At 32.2% G+C, this 16,386-nt stretch carries 15 protein-coding genes; 3 read left to right on the forward strand and 12 right to left on the reverse strand.

Annotation, left to right across the window (positions count from 1 at the left end; translation table 11 throughout):
• Positions 1-17 precede the first annotated feature (17 nt).
• Positions 18-902: a DUF3822 family protein gene (locus U5A88_RS05635; protein ID WP_354204542.1), complete on the reverse strand. Its 885-nt coding sequence runs from the start codon at positions 900-902 to the stop codon at positions 18-20.
• Complete coding sequence (locus U5A88_RS05640) at positions 835-1,566, reverse strand: hypothetical protein (RefSeq protein ID WP_354204544.1); 732 nt, start codon at positions 1,564-1,566, stop codon at positions 835-837. Before U5A88_RS05640 ends, U5A88_RS05635 begins: the two co-directional genes overlap by 68 nt.
• Positions 1,567-1,680: 114 nt before the next feature.
• Here U5A88_RS05640 and U5A88_RS05645 point away from each other — a divergent pair, with 114 nt between their 5' ends.
• From U5A88_RS05645 to U5A88_RS05655, 3 genes are read left to right on the forward strand one after another with little or no spacing between them, the layout of a single operon-like run.
• Positions 1,681-3,108 (forward strand): ATP-dependent DNA helicase, encoded by a 1,428-nt coding sequence (locus U5A88_RS05645; RefSeq protein ID WP_354204546.1) that lies wholly within the window; start codon positions 1,681-1,683, stop codon positions 3,106-3,108.
• Positions 3,098-4,378 carry a D-alanyl-D-alanine carboxypeptidase/D-alanyl-D-alanine-endopeptidase gene (locus U5A88_RS05650; protein ID WP_354204548.1) on the forward strand — a complete coding sequence of 427 codons (1,281 nt, stop codon included), beginning with the start codon at positions 3,098-3,100 and terminating at the stop codon, positions 4,376-4,378. Before U5A88_RS05645 ends, U5A88_RS05650 begins: the two co-directional genes overlap by 11 nt.
• Positions 4,379-4,933 carry a 1-acyl-sn-glycerol-3-phosphate acyltransferase gene (locus tag U5A88_RS05655; protein ID WP_354204550.1) on the forward strand — a complete coding sequence of 185 codons (555 nt, stop codon included), beginning with the start codon at positions 4,379-4,381 and terminating at the stop codon, positions 4,931-4,933.
• On the opposite strand, the gene miaA is transcribed toward U5A88_RS05655, so the two are convergent.
• The 10 genes from miaA to U5A88_RS05705 all read right to left on the reverse strand — a co-directional run bounded on the left by miaA (position 4,934) and on the right by U5A88_RS05705 (position 16,382).
• Positions 4,934-5,842: a tRNA (adenosine(37)-N6)-dimethylallyltransferase MiaA gene (gene miaA / locus U5A88_RS05660; RefSeq protein WP_354204552.1), complete on the reverse strand. Its 909-nt coding sequence runs from the start codon at positions 5,840-5,842 to the stop codon at positions 4,934-4,936.
• Positions 5,832-6,674, reverse strand: a complete 843-nt coding sequence (locus U5A88_RS05665; RefSeq protein ID WP_354204553.1) for an ion transporter — start codon at positions 6,672-6,674, stop codon at positions 5,832-5,834. Before U5A88_RS05665 ends, miaA begins: the two co-directional genes overlap by 11 nt.
• Before the next feature lie 8 nt (positions 6,675-6,682).
• Positions 6,683-8,635: a hypothetical protein gene (locus tag U5A88_RS05670; protein ID WP_354204555.1), complete on the reverse strand. Its 1,953-nt coding sequence runs from the start codon at positions 8,633-8,635 to the stop codon at positions 6,683-6,685.
• A 10-nt stretch (positions 8,636-8,645) separates the two neighbouring features.
• Positions 8,646-10,007 carry an exonuclease domain-containing protein gene (locus U5A88_RS05675; RefSeq protein ID WP_354204557.1) on the reverse strand — a complete coding sequence of 454 codons (1,362 nt, stop codon included), beginning with the start codon at positions 10,005-10,007 and terminating at the stop codon, positions 8,646-8,648.
• Positions 10,008-11,093, reverse strand: coding sequence for a M28 family metallopeptidase (locus U5A88_RS05680; protein ID WP_354204559.1), 1,086 nt, complete (start codon positions 11,091-11,093; stop codon positions 10,008-10,010). It abuts the gene before it with no gap.
• Between the two features lie 40 nt (positions 11,094-11,133).
• Positions 11,134-11,931, reverse strand: coding sequence for an ABC transporter ATP-binding protein (locus U5A88_RS05685; protein ID WP_354204561.1), 798 nt, complete (start codon positions 11,929-11,931; stop codon positions 11,134-11,136).
• Complete coding sequence (locus U5A88_RS05690; RefSeq protein WP_354204563.1) at positions 11,928-12,956, reverse strand: iron ABC transporter permease; 1,029 nt, start codon at positions 12,954-12,956, stop codon at positions 11,928-11,930. The genes U5A88_RS05685 and U5A88_RS05690 overlap by 4 nt, the downstream gene beginning before the upstream one ends.
• Positions 12,953-14,050, reverse strand: coding sequence for an ABC transporter substrate-binding protein (locus U5A88_RS05695; RefSeq protein WP_354204565.1), 1,098 nt, complete (start codon positions 14,048-14,050; stop codon positions 12,953-12,955). Before U5A88_RS05695 ends, U5A88_RS05690 begins: the two co-directional genes overlap by 4 nt.
• 68 nt (positions 14,051-14,118) lie before the next feature.
• A complete protein-coding gene (locus U5A88_RS05700) occupies positions 14,119-15,504 on the reverse strand; it encodes a c-type cytochrome domain-containing protein (protein ID WP_354204567.1) in 1,386 nt (461 codons plus the stop codon).
• Entirely contained in the window at positions 15,504-16,382 is an 879-nt protein-coding gene (locus U5A88_RS05705) for a sugar phosphate isomerase/epimerase family protein (protein WP_354204568.1), read from the reverse strand. The genes U5A88_RS05700 and U5A88_RS05705 overlap by 1 nt, the downstream gene beginning before the upstream one ends.
• Positions 16,383-16,386 lie beyond the last annotated feature (4 nt).

Below are 16,386 nucleotides of genomic sequence, written 5' to 3' on the forward strand. Positions count from 1 at the left end.
AATACTTAGTAAACTAATTAGTATTGATTTAATATAGAATAATAAGTACGTTTATCGGTTTCGGTAAAAACTGGGTCAAAACTATATTTTGATCTGTTCTCAAGCAGGCTTACATTTCTGATGTACTTATATGCAATTTTAAATAAAGAATCTTCTTTTTCGACATGACCAAAAAATATAAATTCAAACTTTTCAGGATTCAATTTTAATTGTTCTGCAGTGAATAAAACATAATAGATAAAATCCTCTTTGGTTGAGAACTTAAATGTATTGTAAAACTGTAATTTTTTGTTAGCAATAACTATCAATTCAAAATGACCATCAGCAACATGAGCAAATACCTTAGGCACTAAACTGTACTTGTAAATTGATAATAGGTTCTCTATTAAAACAATTGAATTGTGCTTATATTCAAAATGATTGTATTGATCTATTAAGAAATTATTGATATTAACAAAAGGAATAAAAATACTGATAATGTCCAGATTTTTTATTTCATCAAAAACCAAATAATCTTGAGGGTATACTTTAGTGTTGAATCTTACATATTCTTGAAGCTTATCTTCATTAAATAGAGGTTTTGGTACTAATGTAAACAAATCGTTTACATGGGTTACGTTAACAGAGCTGTACTTTTGTTTCAGCAACTCTTCATTTCCAAATATTGAAGAGATATTTGCTATTAAACGTTGCGGGGAGTTATTAGGCTCATTAAAAACATAATCACTTAAAGCTATAAAATTATTATTTTCTTTGTCCAGAACACAAAAAGAAAATCCACCCAAACTGAATTGGATGGATAAATGATTGTTCTCTAGATGATTAACATCTAAACTATTCGTTTTTAGCTTTTTCTTCTGCTGTATCATATGAAGGTGGCCAGTTACCACTTGTTTTAACATCTTCTAAAGAACCTACAGAAATATACTCACCTCTCACATCAACACCTCCTAAAGCTTCTTTTTCTTGTCTTATTAAAGATTTGTCCATACCCTGAAGTACAACAGCTTTATCTACTTTTGCTATAAATACAGGAGCTTTAACTCCTTGTACTTTTTCTACATAATTGGTTTCTAAATCAAATTCCGCATCTGTACCCGGTACTTTAAACATGTTTTTGTAGTCTTTTCCAGCAAAATCTGCACGTACATCTTTAAACCCAATGGTATCAACAACTCTTTTTTCCACATCAATAGTAAGTGCACCTCTTTGCTCTTGGACTACGATGTTTTTCGTTTCTGTAATGGCAAACTTCGCGGTATCGATAAATTTAATGAGGTTTGCTTTATTTGCAGTAAAATCACCAGTTACTTCTCTGTGAGCCAATTCTGCATCACGTATCATCTTTAAGTTTTCAATTACAGGAGAGTACCTACTTACCTTTTCTTTATTAAATTCTATAGGCCCCATAATTGCTTTATAGATACTATATCCTAAAAAAGCAATAAGCAACCATAGTAAAATAGAAATTACAGGTCTTACTCCTTTGGGGATTTTATTTACAATTAAATAAGCGAGCAGTCCCACTACTACGATTGAGGCTAGGATGATTAGAATTGTGTTCATCTTTTAATAAATTTGATTTTTAATGGTTATACAGCAAATCTACAAAAAAAAATTAAAGTTAAAACTTTTATGCTAAATCTATTTGTACCTTTGGCTAATTCGTATTAAGACTTAATGATTTCAAACCCTAAAGACTTTTATAAGAGACTTAAAAGTAAATTTCCATTTACGCCAACATCAACTCAAGATAATTTACTATTCAAATTATCCACTTACATTTATAATAAAGATAAAAACACAGTTTTTATATTAAAAGGATTTGCAGGTACTGGTAAAACTACTGTTATGAGTACTTTAGTAAATAATCTTTTGAGCGTTGGTATGAAATCGGTTTTATTAGCACCAACGGGTAGAGCTGCCAAAGTTATTTCAAATTATTCTGGTAAAAAGGCGTTTACAATTCATAAAAAAATCTATCACCCACGTAAATCTAAAAATGGAGGTGTGGCCTTTACATTACAGCAAAATAAGCATACCAATACACTATTTATTGTTGATGAGGCCTCAATGATACCTGACAATACGGGTAATACAAAATTCGCTGACCAAGCTTCACTTTTGGACGATTTAATGTCCTATGTTTATTCTGGTAAAAATTGCAAGATGGTCTTTGTTGGTGATACTGCTCAACTACCGCCTGTAAAATTGGAATTGAGTCCAGCTTTAAAAGCAGAAACTTTTGAGATAAATTATCATAAGCAAGTTATTGAAATTGAATTGAATGAGGTTATGCGTCAGCACCAAGATTCTGGTATTTTAGTTAATGCAACTAAAATTAGAGCGTTATTTCATGATGGTATTTATGATAATTTCAAGTTTAATTTGAGCTTTCCAGATATTATCCGTTTGACGGAGGGCTATGACATTCAAGATGCTATTACCGATGCTTATGATAGCAATGGAGTAGAGGATACCGCTTTTATTGTTCGCTCTAACAAACGTGCTAATCAATACAATCAGCAAATTAGGAGTGCCATTCGAGGACAGGAAAATGAAATTGCTGCTGGAGATTATGTGATGGTGGTAAAAAATAACTATTTTTGGCTAGAGGATGATGCCGATGCAGGGTTTATAGCTAATGGCGATATCTGTGAAATCTTGCGTATTTTTAAATGGATAGATTTATACGGGTTTAGATTTGCAGAGGTAAACCTAAGAATGATAGATTATCCAGATCAAAAGCCTTTTGAAACGGTTGTACTGTTGGACACCTTGTCAAGTGAAAGCCCTTCGTTGACCTACGAAGAATCTAACCGACTATATCAAGAGGTATCTAAGGATTATGAAGAAGAAAAGTCAAAGTACAAAAGATTGCAAATGGTTAAGAACAATAGTTACTTTAACGCCCTACAAATAAAGTTCTCTTATGCCATGACCTGTCATAAATCGCAGGGCGGGCAATGGAACACGGTTTTTGTTGAACAACCTTATTTACCCGATGGGACTAGTTTAGCTTATTTTAGATGGCTATATACAGCCGTAACTAGAGCACAAGAAAAATTATATTTAATAGGATTTAAAGATGAATATTTTGAAGAATAAACTTTACGTAATAGTAGTTAAGATATTAATTATCAGCTTTCTATTATCTTCTTGTGGAACTACATATCTACTGAAGAACGATTTAAAGAAACACAATGAGTCTTCTGATTTTTTTAAAGGGTTTGTACTGTACAATCCGGCTACAAAAAAGCAATTGGTAAACCATAATGGAGCAAAATATTTTACACCAGCTTCTAATACAAAGATCTACACCTTTTATGCTGCATACCGAACGTTTAAGGATTCCGTAAAAAGTTTGGCATATTATAAATCACAAGACTCATTAGTAATAAAAGGTACGGCAGATCCATCTCTTTTATATGATGATTTTGAAAGTTCCAAAGTGCTTAATTTTTTAAAAAAGGCAGAAGACAGTGTTTATATGGTAGATGCAAAAATTGACGGTCCTGCATTTGGTGCTGGTTGGGCTTGGGGAGATTATCCGTATTATTACCAGCCCGAAATGAGTCTTTTTCCCATTTACGGCAATATGTTGACCTATAAATGGGATATTGGGGAAATTAAAAGTTATCCAACCTATTTAAAAAATAAAATCAAACCTTTGGATTCCATCAGGTTACGACGAGATTTAAGAACTAATCAATTTTATATAGAAAAAAATAGTCAACGCACTTATGATGTACCATTTATAACTTCTAACCAACTTACGGCAGATCTTTTAAGCGATACAATCGGTAAAAAAATAAAGCTGATTTCTCCAAAAACAACGCACAATTTTAATTATATCTATGGGCAACGATATGATAGCCTCTATAAACAATTGCTGACCATTAGCGATAATTTTATTGCGGAACAGTTGATGTTGCAGGTAGGCAAAGCAGTTTCCGATAAATACAGTACATATGAAGGTATAAAATATGCCAAAGAAAATTATTTACAGGATTTGCCCCATGAGGTGCGATGGGCGGATGGTTCAGGCTTATCTAGATACAACCAGTTTACTCCTGAAAACACGGTCAAATTATTGGAAAAAATGTACAACGAAATACCAAAGCAAAAACTGTTGAACTACTTTCCAGTTGGTGGAAAATCGGGAACGATAAAAAACTGGTATGCCAATAACGGCAAACCTTTTGTCTATGCAAAAACGGGAACGCTGAATGCTGTATCGAGCCTAAGCGGCTATCTTATAACCAAAAAAGGCACATTTCTGATCTTTAGCTATATGAACAACCATTATTCGGGGCCTTCCAGTGCGGTTAAAAAAGAAATGGAGAAGACGCTAATGAAAGTTTATAATTTGTATTAGATGAAAAAATTAATCGCCCAGTTTGTACTGTTCATTTTTGGTTGGAAATCTTCATATGTCTCTGATTTTAAAGTGAATAAATGCGTAATGTTGGGTGCACCGCATACTTCCAATTGGGATATATTATTTGGTCTGGCCATTTACTGGAAAGCCAATATTAAGGCTAAATTTTTTATAAAAGATTTTTATACCAAAGGAGTACACGGATTTTTCTTTAGATGGTTGGGCGGTATTGGTGTTGATAGAAAAAAAAGTACAAACATGGTAGATTATGCAGTGCAACTCTTTAATACAAGTGAAAAGTTGGCTCTTGGTGTACCCGCAGAAGGAACTAGAGACCGAGTGGATAGATGGAAAACAGGGTTTTATCACATTGCTACTAAAGCCAATGTACCTGTATGTTTATGCTTTGCCGACTATAAACAGAAAATTGCAGGTGTAGGCAAAATCATAAATTTATCTGGCGATTTTGAAAAAGATATGACTATAATACAAGATTTTTATAAAGATAAAACGGCTAAATACCCCGAAAAATACAATAAGAAGATATATTGATTATACAATTAACCGATTAATCGATTCAACAATGACCTCAGGTTTTTCAATATAATCAAACCATTTAATTTCATCATCTTTTCTGTACCAAGTCAACTGTCTTTTGGCAAACCTTCGTGTATTTTTTTTGATTTCTTCAATTGCATTTTCTAGTGAATATTCTCCTTGTAAATAACAAAATAATTCTTTGTAACCAACTGTTTGTAGGGCATTTAAGTCTTTGTGTCTAAATAGATTTTTAGCTTCTGAAAGCAGGCCATTTTTAATCATTAGATCAACTCTACGATTAATTCTATTATAAATAATTTCCCTATCTGCTGTTAAACCGATTTTTATGGGAATAAAATTTCTTTTTACCATATTTTTTGTTTGAAATGTTGAAAATGGTTTGCCTGTACCCACGCAAATTTCCAATGCTCTGATAAGCCGTTGGTGATTGTCTAGATCAATATTTTGATAGGTTTCAGTATCCAGCTCCTTAAGTTGTGTCTGAAGTGAAGCGATTCCATTTTCCTTTAGTTGTAATTTTAAATCTTTTCTAATTTGTGGGTCAACCTTGGGGAAATCATCCAATCCATAAAGCACCGCATTAGTATACAAACCACTGCCACCAGCCATAACAACAACTTTATATTTTTCGAACAATTTGTCTAATTTTATGATAGCATCTTTTTCAAAATGCCCAACGCTATATTCATCATGAATGGAAATATGCTGAATAAAATGATGCTTTACCGCTTGTAATTCCGATTGACTGGGTACTGCGGTACCAATATTCATTTCTTTATAGAATTGACGAGAATCTGAAGAAAGTATTTCGGTATTAAAATATTTAGCAATAGCAATACTCAATGCTGTTTTACCGATAGCTGTAGGACCGATTATTGTTATTAAATAATTAGTCATCATTTAGGTTATTACCGCATATTCTGCAATAATCTGCATCGTTTCTCATGATGTCTGATCCGCAAGCTTTACAAGAACGGCCTTTATCATGATGTTCAGGTTTTGAATGGGCGGCAGTATATTCCGCTGAAACAATCCCAGTAGGTACTGCAATAATGCCATAACCTATAATCATAATAATGGTAGCAATAAACTGACCCAAAGGGGTTTGTGGTGAAATGTCTCCGTAACCAACAGTAGTTAGTGTTACAATGGTCCAATATATACTTTGTGGAATGCTCTTAAAACCATGCTCAGGTCCTTCTACTAGATACATAACCGTACCAAGAATAACTGATATAATTAAAACCGCGAAAACGAATACAAAAATCTTCGCTCTACTGGCCCTAAGAGCCTTCATTAAATTATTAGATTCTCCTAAGAATCTTACCAATTTTAAAATTCTAAACACCCTTAGTAGTCGCAACGCTCTAAATGCAGCAAAGTATTGCGATCCGGCAAAGAAAAAGGATAAATATTTTGGTATTGTAGAAAGTAAATCAATAACACCATAAAAACTAAAAATATATTTTTTTGGCTTTTTAACACAGATTATTCTTAAAATATATTCAATGGTAAAAATTATGGTAACAACCCATTCGGAAATATTAAAGAAATCATGATATTTTAAATCATACCCTTTAACACTTTCTAGCATTACAATAATGATACTGTAAAGAATTACTATTAGTAATACCACATCAAACAATCTGCCAGCGGGTGTATGTGTGCCGTAGATTATCTCGTGCAATGTAGCACGCCAATGTCTGCTATGTTTTTCGTTTTGATCAGCCAAAATTGGGTTTATATTTTTTCTAAAGTTATCAAAGAATTTTGAGTTTTGATAATTTGAGTATAAAATTCTTTTAGATATGGATATTCTTGTGGTAAATAATAGCTTTTACCTATGGCAAATTTATAAATCATTTTTAATACACTTTCTTTTTGTTGAATCTTAAAAACATAAATTCCACCACCATCTGGTAATTTAAACCCAGCATCTTTAGGCAAGGATTTTACCGTATAACCTTCGGGTATTTTTAAGTTTAGTGTATAGGTAAATGATCTGGAATAACCAAAATCTATTGGATACGTTCTTTCCTTTAATTGAAAAGGGTTTTTGGAAATTCTTGACAGAATAAAAGGATTTATTAGCATTAGGTTTTGGTTCAAGTTACTTTCAATGGTAATTTCAAACTCTTCTTTTAAATTCTTTTCTAATTCATCTAAATTAAAGTTTTGGTATTTATTCACAATTATTTTATCGTCATTTTCAATTTCTTCTAAATAATCATCTTCTGAAGATTCTTTTATTTTTTCTCTTTGGTTTAAAGCTCTATAACCCGAATACATTTTTTTAATGGTACCGTTAAGGTTTCCATCCTCATCAATTTCTAAATCCATTGACATCATTTCCCTGTTGTTATTATCAGGTAATATATCCATCCAATAACTTCCTTTTTTAAAGTTCATTACTCTACCATATGAATTCAGAGTATTAAAAGGTAACTTACCAAATGGCATGAGTTTGTTTGTGGCATCCAACAAATAGCTTTGACCGTCTATATTCAATTTTGCAATAGCATAATTAAAATCGGTCATTACGGGATATAGCTTGGTTGGTAGTCCATTATTTCTAGTTGATAGCAATACTATTTCAGTATCGAACCCAGCAGCATTTAAGGCATTGATTAATGCTATGTTTATTTCTGTAGAATTACCAATTTTGTTAGAAAAAGCATCTTTTACATCTACTTCGCTAAATAATCTTGTTTTGCTATTCCATGTAAAATGATTTTTTATAAAACTATAAACTTTTTTAGCCTTGTTCAAATCATTAGCTCCAGATAAATATTGTTCTGGTAGTTGTTTCTCAAGGTAATCAACTTTTCTAAGTTGTCGCCCTACACTTTTCTCTCCTTTAAATTCTTTATCTACACTTTTCCATGTTTCAGTAAATCTTTTATTAATTCCATTAAAACCCTTGTATTCAGAAAGTTCAAATTTTATGGCCGATAGATAGTTTCCTTTAGAAGTCATATAATCTTCTTCAATAAAAGCAGGAATATATTCCATGGCATATATAAGTTCCTCGCAATCTGCCTCACCAGCAATACCTGAAATGGAAAAACACCTTTTCTTTATTTTCGATTCGTTTATGGATAATCTTTGAAAACCTTTTAATCTTCTATTGTAAACATAGTTACCAGGAATTAGGGCATGGAATTCACTTTTAATTTTTGGAATTTCTCCTTGAAATTCCCAACCTTGAAAATTAAATTTGAAAGGAGATTCTAAGGTGTATTCATATTCTATGATGCTATTCTCTTTTAAATTAGGCATAGTAAACTTAACCTCAGACCAATTATCGCTTATCTTTTCAGTAAAAATATTATCTTTCGATAAATAGATTTTTTGCAAACCGTTATGGGTAATAGCTTTTATATCTTTTACTTTTTCACTTGAATTTTTGTTATTGTAAATAGGAATTTCAATTGTAGCAATATCAAAAGCTTCCTTATTGAATATTTTTATTTTTGCATAATATTTAGTGCTTATGATTATTGAATTATGAGTTTGCTTAAATGTAGTTTTACCTTTTTCATATATAAATACAGCATTAGCGGTAGAATCTCTTTCATAAACTTTTAGATTATAATCTTGTTGCGAAATTCTTCCAAAGGTATAGGTGCTTTTTTCTTGCGATAGCCCCATAAAACCAACACAAAGTAGAAGTGCTAGAATAAAATGCTTCATATAGGATACCTTATAGGTCAATTATTTTTTTTACTTTATTTCTGCGTAAATAACTTTTTATAATGTGTTGTACATCTCTGTTATTTTCCATTGATGTAATTAACGTTTTTAATACTTCAATAGTATTAATTTGGTAGTTCAAATTATAAAACGCAATACCTTTAAAAACACCATTTTCAATTAAAATAGCACTATGTTCATCATATTCACGGCCTTTGTCTATGATTACTATGTTTTTATTTTCAAAGCTGTGTTTGTCGACGACTTGCTTAACACGGTGATTGTAATCTTCTACTGATTCTTCTAGCATACATGCTCCATTACATGCTTTGATGGTATAATTAAAACAACTGCTTTTTGTATCATAAAGGCCTGTTAATTTTTGACACAGCTTGTATTCCTCTGTTATTTTAAACAAATTACTTTTTGCACTCTGTCTGTTGGCAAATGTCGTTATCGGGCTTTTTCTGCCATCAACTTTATCAATTTTCAGGTTTAGATACCCTTTTTCATCTACAAAACTATATAAGGCATGGGTAAAGATAGTTCTTCGTAATGCTCGGTTATAAATTGGTTTATTGCGTTTGATTTCTTCACTTTCTTTAAGTAAAGCCACCAATTCGCTACCTGTAATTTCATAGGTGATGGTGGCTACTTGAGCCTGTATTTTTTTTGATTTATGGCTGGTATTTGTAAAATGCTGATTTATTCGTTTTTTTATATTTTTACTTTTACCGATGTAAATGATTTCGCCATCTACACGATGCATATAATAAACACCTGTTTTTGTAGGCAAGCCTTCAACAATATCAATTAATTTTGGGTCTAATTGTAGTTTAGGTTCGTTTCTAACTGTGCTTTTAATAATTTCTTTCTCAATATCTTTGTCTAGTAATAGTTGAAAAAGTTTTGTAGTTGCAATAGCATCGCCATTTGCTCTATGCCTATCCGTTACCGGGATGCCGAGCGTTCTGCATAGTTTTCCTAGTTTGTATGAATCTAGGTCTGGAATTAATTTTTTACTTAGTTCAACTGTACATAAAGATTCGCGTTCGTATTCAAAACCCAAACGTTTAAATTCTGTACGTAAAATTCTATAATCAAATTTGGAATTATGTGCGACGATAATACAATTGTCCGTAATTTCAATAATACGTTTTGCAACCTCGTAAAATTTTGGGGCATTCCGTAACATTTGATTATTAATGCCCGTTAAATTGACCACAAAAGGTTGAATGCTACGTTCGGGATTTACCAAACTGATAAAGCTGTCAACAATTTGATGTCCGTCAAATTTATGAATGGCAATTTCGGTAATACCCTCTTCATTGTATTTACCACCAGTAGTTTCTATGTCAACAACCGCGTACAATTAGTCTTTATCTACTTCTAGTCTTTTATTTCGGTTGGCAATTTCCCAAGCGGTGTGAAACACCAATTGAGCTCTTTTTTGAAGTAAATCATACCTGATTTTGTCAGCGGTATCCGTATGCATATGATAATCTTTGTGTACACCATTAAAATAAAAGATAATAGGAATATTATTTTTGGCAAAATTATAGTGATCAGACCTATAATAGAACCTGTTAGGATCGTTTTCATCATTATACGTATAGTCCAGCTCCAGGTTGATGTATTTCTTATTAACGGCCTCAGAAAGCTCATGAAGTTCAGTACTTAATTTGTCCGCACCTATCAAATATACAAATTCAGGATTTTCAGTATGTTTTTTATCAACTCTGCCCACCATATCTATATTTAAATTAGCAACGGTGTTCTCTAGAGGAAATATAGGATTTTCAGTGTAATATTTAGAGCCGTAAAGCCCAATTTCCTCTCCAGTAACATGTAAAAATACAATAGAACGCTTGGGTCCGTTGCCTTCTTTTACCGCTTTTTGAAAAGTTTTTGCAATTTCTAATATAGCTGTGTTTCCGGATGCATCGTCATCGGCACCATTGTAAATCTTTCCTCTTTTTATGCCTACGTGATCGTAATGAGCGGACAGCACAATATATTCATCTGGTTTTTCAGAGCCTTTAATATAAGCAACTACATTTTCAGAATCATTTTTAGCACTTCCTTTAAAATAAGAAGCAGGAATGGACTGTAAATAATTACCGTCGGTATTGGCTGCCGGTATACCAAGTTCTTTGTAGTAATTTGCAATGTAGGCTGCAGCTTTTTTTTGGCCTTCTTCGCCGGTAAACCTTCCTTCAAACTCATCAGATGCCAGAGTGTACAATACTTTCTTTAAATCTTCTTGGGTGATGGTTTCGGCATAATTCTTTGCGAAATCACTTATTAAATTGATTTCAGAGGGTTTTTTAACTTTGTTTTTTACAGGATCAATACTTGTGATTCTTTCGGTGGTTGTGGATTCGGAATTTGAACTCGTTTGTGAAGCTCCGCAAGAAAGTATTAGCGAAAAAACAATGGTAATAAAACTAATCTTCATACAACAGTTTGTTAAAAAATTAAAAATCAAATGTAATTAATTAATCAGTATTAATTACGAATTGTTTAGATTTCACATCAAATGTTACTAAATCAGAGGTGAATAAAGAGGAAACGCTTCCGTTAGCAATCAAATTTTCAGTTTTACCAGAAATGATACCGTTATCGTTCATCAACCATAATTCGTCTGCTAATAGTAAACCCAACTGAATTTCATGTGAAGAGATTAAAATGGTCTTTTGATGTTGTTTGCTAAGTGTTTTTAATAATTTATAAATCTCAACCTTGTTCTGAATATCTAAATGAGCTGTGGGTTCATCTAAAATTATAATGTCTGTATTCTGAGCCAATGTTCTTGCAATCATTACTTTTTGCAATTGCCCATCACTTAATTCATTATATTTTTTATGGGCAATTTCCTCAATATGTGTCTGTGTAATAGCAATATCTATATGATTTTTATCAATATCAGTTAAACTACCAATCCAATTGGTATAAGGCTGTCTGCCCAGAGCAATGAGTTCATAAACTGTTAAGTTGCTTTCTGGAATTTTTTCCGTCAGCACTAAACTCATTTTTTTTGCTAGATCAATATTTTCAATAGCTTCTAACTCTCGTTCTTCAATAAAGATATCTCCTTCTAATTTAGGCTGCACCTTAGTTAACGTTCTTAGTAATGTTGACTTTCCAACACCATTTTTACCAAGTAAACAAGTAAATTGACCCCTCGCTAAGCAGATATTAATTTTGTCAGCTACAGAATGTAGCTGCTTTTTGTTTTGATAACCAATTTTTAAGTTAATCGTTTTAATGATATTATGTGAATTTTTATCTATCAATAGGTGTTTCTTTTTCTGATGAGCAACCAAATTACGACAGGAGCTCCAAATAATGAAGTTATGGCGTTAATAGGTAGTAAATATTCGCTGTTGGGCAATTGAGCAATAGTATCACTTATCAACATTACAATCGCACCTAAAATTGCTACTGCTGGTAAAATAATTTTATGGTCAGATGTTTTTATAATCAATTTTGCCAAATGTGGAACTGCTAACCCAACAAAAGCAATAGGCCCAGAAAAAGCTGTAATTACACCAGTTAACAATCCTGTTACTATCATGGTTACATTACGAGTTTTCTTCAGGTTTACACCCAAACTCACAGCATAATTTTCACCTAATAATAAGCTGTTTAAGGGCTTAATGATGCTTGTTACAATGATCAAGCTCAACATGGTTACTGTAAAAAGAATAAGTATCTCATTCCAAGCTAAACTTCCTAAACTTCCAAAAGTCCAAAATACATATCGTTGCAAACTTTCGGCACTACTAAAATAAGCTAAAATACTAATGATAGCAGCTGTAAAGCTCCCGAACATCAATCCAATAATAAGGATTGACATTGTGTTTTTAATATTTTTGGCAACCAACATTACAATAGCTAAGACTAAAAATGCACCTAAACTTGCGGCAAAAGCAATACTTAAATTTGAAATAGACAATGTTGCCGAAGCACCTACAAATGCTGATGTACCCAGTATTAGCAATGCAACGCCTAAGCTGGCTCCAGAACTTACACCTAAAACGAAAGGGCCTGCAAGCGGATTTCTAAACAAAGTTTGCATTAATAAACCACAAATAGACAGACCTGAACCTACTAATATAGCCGTGATGGCTTTGGGTAATCGAAAATCAAGCACAATATTTTGCCAAGATTCTTTAATAGTTTCATTGCCAAAAAGTGCCTTTATGATATCTTTTACTGGGATATCAACTGAACCTAAACTTAGATTTACCAAAAAGGCTAACAATAGCAAACCAAAAAACAGTAAAAACTTTAGCGAATATGTATTGTTGATCTTCAATTTAATTGTTGCAAGTAAAATGGTTTATAGTCGGTAAGTAATTCAGGATGTGTAACTTTTATGATGTCTTTTAATACAATGTGTGGCTGTATTGGAGCAAGTTCGTAGTACAAAGCACCACCAGTTTCTCCTTTTTTTTGTGTGAAAGAAAAAATATTTTTGGTTGCAAAAGCATCAAATTTAGAGTAGTGTTCATTAGCATTTTCTAATTGTTCTAAACTATTATAATGTCCTGGTGCAATCCAAAAATCGGCATGCTGACCCTTGTCATAAACAGATTCAAAACTCAATGACAAACTACCTTTACCTTTGGTATCTGACCATAAATAATCGGTATTGGCATCTTTTAAAAATTTTGCCACAAAACTTTCCCCAGCAGGTAGGTTCCATACATCTTTAAATAATACCCCAGATAAAACTGTAGGTTTTGAGGCAGCGTTTTTAGCTATCAAAACTGCGTCGTTATATTCCTTTTCAATAGTATCAAAAATACGAACTGCTGCTGCTTCCTTATCAAAAAATAGGGCAAAAAATTTAATCCATTCCGCCCTTCCCAAAGGGGTTTCTTCTAACCAATCACCATTTAAAACCACTGGAATCCCAGCTTTTTCAATAGTATTAAACATTTTGTTGTTGTTACGCATTGAAAAGCCTACTAATAGTTCAGGTGCTATATCCAATAAAATTTCTGTATTGATGCTTTCTTCGTTCCCTAATTCTCTAATTAGTTTTTTATCAATTCTTGATCGAGTTTTAAATGAGGAAATATATTTTAAATGAGGAAACCCAACCAAAGTATGCTCAGCTTCCAATAATTCTAGCATAGGAATATGTGTAGTAGATGTAACCACCAATTTTTCAATAGGTATTCTGATAATTTTTTTATTTTTTAGACTGTCGGGAATACTTTGATCTTTAGGAAAAACTATATATTCCAATGCCTGTTCAGCATTGGGGTAAGGTGATTTAATTATTAGTTTTTTATAACTACTAAATATTTGTATATCAAAGCCTTTAGCGTATTTTATTGAAGTGTTAGTATTATTGGAGTTAATAGATTTTTTTCCTTGGTTGCACCCAATAAAAAAAAACATTATGAAGAGAATTAATAATGATTTAAAAAGTTTCATTTGTAGTTTTTCTAATGACAAATGTATTCATTTTAATACACAATTGTGTCATTGGCAATGGTTGGAAGTTTATAATTTCCATAATCAATTGTAACCTTACCATTGTTCAAACTTTTTACAGCATCCGATTCAACATTAGTATTAAAGAGATACACTTTTTCTAAACTTTTAAAATCTGCTAAATCATTTAAATAATTACTATTGAATTCTGTATGAGTTAGATTAATTGATTTTAAATGCTCTAAGCTGGATAATTTGTTGAGCGTTGCTCCCGTAATTTTTGTATTGTCCAATTTTAAAACGGTTAAATGTTTTAGAGTAGTCAATTTCTCAATAATGGCATCTGTTATTTGAGTGTTCCCCAAATCCAATACGGCAATTTGATTACTGATTTTTGATATAGTTTCAAAATCTTTATCAGTAAAATCAGGTTTATTGATGCAAGTTACACTTAGAAAGCTAGTGATTTTGCTAAGTTTTTCAATATGTACGCCTATATTTTCAATTTCAATAATATCCTCACTGGAAACTGCAGGAACCTCAATATCAGGATAGGTATTATTTAAAATTTTTGGGAAAAATGATAAAAATAGATTTTTGTCCAATTGCAGTTCCTTTATTGTTTTTTCTGTCGGATTTCCAATTTGTATCCACTTCTCTATTAGTTTTATTTCATCTTTAGTAAGTTGTGTTTTATCTTTTGGCGGCATTCTGTCATCATCATCTTCGGGTAAAACCAATCGTCTGTGTAATTCGCTCTTTTCAGTATTGTTAGAAACAATAACCTCCCCGTTTTCGCCACCCAATAGAATAGCATCAAAGGTATTAAGAGCTAAGTCTCCTTTAGATTTTTTGGGATTATGACAACTTACACACTTATTATTGATTATGGGATGAATAACGTCTTCATAAAGTTCTTTTTCTTGCCAGTTTTCTTCAGTTAATGCTATTTTTTTCTCTTCAAAAATTTCAAATCCTAATGCTTTTTTGATTGTGTTAGGCAATGGTTCAACCAAATAATCTTCACCATGCGTTATACTGCCTCCTAAATGCCCTGTATAGGAAATCAAAAAAAGCATTACTACGACGGTCGGCTTTAGTGGCAGTTTTTTAAAATTTGATTTATTTTTTAAACGAAAATAAACCACAAAACAAAAAATAGCGGTGATAATTCCAAACCATAAATGCCATTTAATTGAATCGTAGCTATAGCCTTCTGATTGATAACCTAAGTATCCAGTTAGGCAAGCTAATGCAGCGGTAATTCCTCCCAAAAGAAAAATTAGAGGAATTACATTTTTAAATTCTGCTTTTTTTCTGTCCAAATAATAGAGTAGAAGTCCAAGTATTATAAAACCTATGGGCAAATGCACTATAACGGGATGCAACCTACCAAGCAATTGTGTTAAAACTTCCATTATTCTGTTTGCATTCTTTTTTTTATGGCGTTCATAATATATACATTGACTTTCCATTGATTGGCAACGGGAACTCTAGTATATGGTAAGGTTTGCATATAATCTGCGGGTCCAAATTCTGTGGTAATAGTAAAGGATTTGTTACTATTTTTCCAACGCTTTTTTATCACTTTCTCCCAGATGTCTAGATGCCTGTCAACTGCTTTTTTCCATTCAGGAGCTTCAGGATCATTTACCTGCGGCCCTTCGGCATAGCCCACTCTGGCATGTATATGATTGGTTTTATCAATAACCTTTTCCAATTCTTTATCTTGATTTTGTAATAAAGACTCGTGTACCACCATCCAATGGCTAATATCCAATGTTAGTTTTAACTCGGGGATTTTTTCTAAATAGTTATTGGTATCGGGTAAATTATAACTAAACCGTCCCCGATGTGTTTCATGATAAATTGGGATATTATGTTTTTTACTTATGCTATTAGAAGCATCAATAATAGCTTTATTTTGCTCAAAGGTAAAAAAATCATTACCAGTATGGCAATTAATAGCAACTGGATTCCAAGCAATAATTTTTTCTAAATTTGATGTAAACTTAGCTAAACCTTCTTTAAAAGGTAACGACCTATTAGTGCCATTTAAAAATATAACTGCTAAATTGTGTTTTTCTAAAGCAGTCTTCAATTCATCTTGATTTTTTTTATCATTAGGAAACCAAACTTCAATACCATCATAACCAGATGATTTTGCCCTTTCGCAAAAAGCATCCCAGGATAAGGTATTGCCCCAATTGGTTTGGAAAAACAAGAGCTTTTCTTGAGCAACTAACTGCAATGAAAAAATGAATAGTACAACTGAGAGTAATTTTTTTATTTGCATACTT

The organism is Aureibaculum sp. 2308TA14-22, assembly GCF_040538665.1.
In the GTDB taxonomy this organism is placed as follows: domain Bacteria; phylum Bacteroidota; class Bacteroidia; order Flavobacteriales; family Flavobacteriaceae; genus Aureibaculum.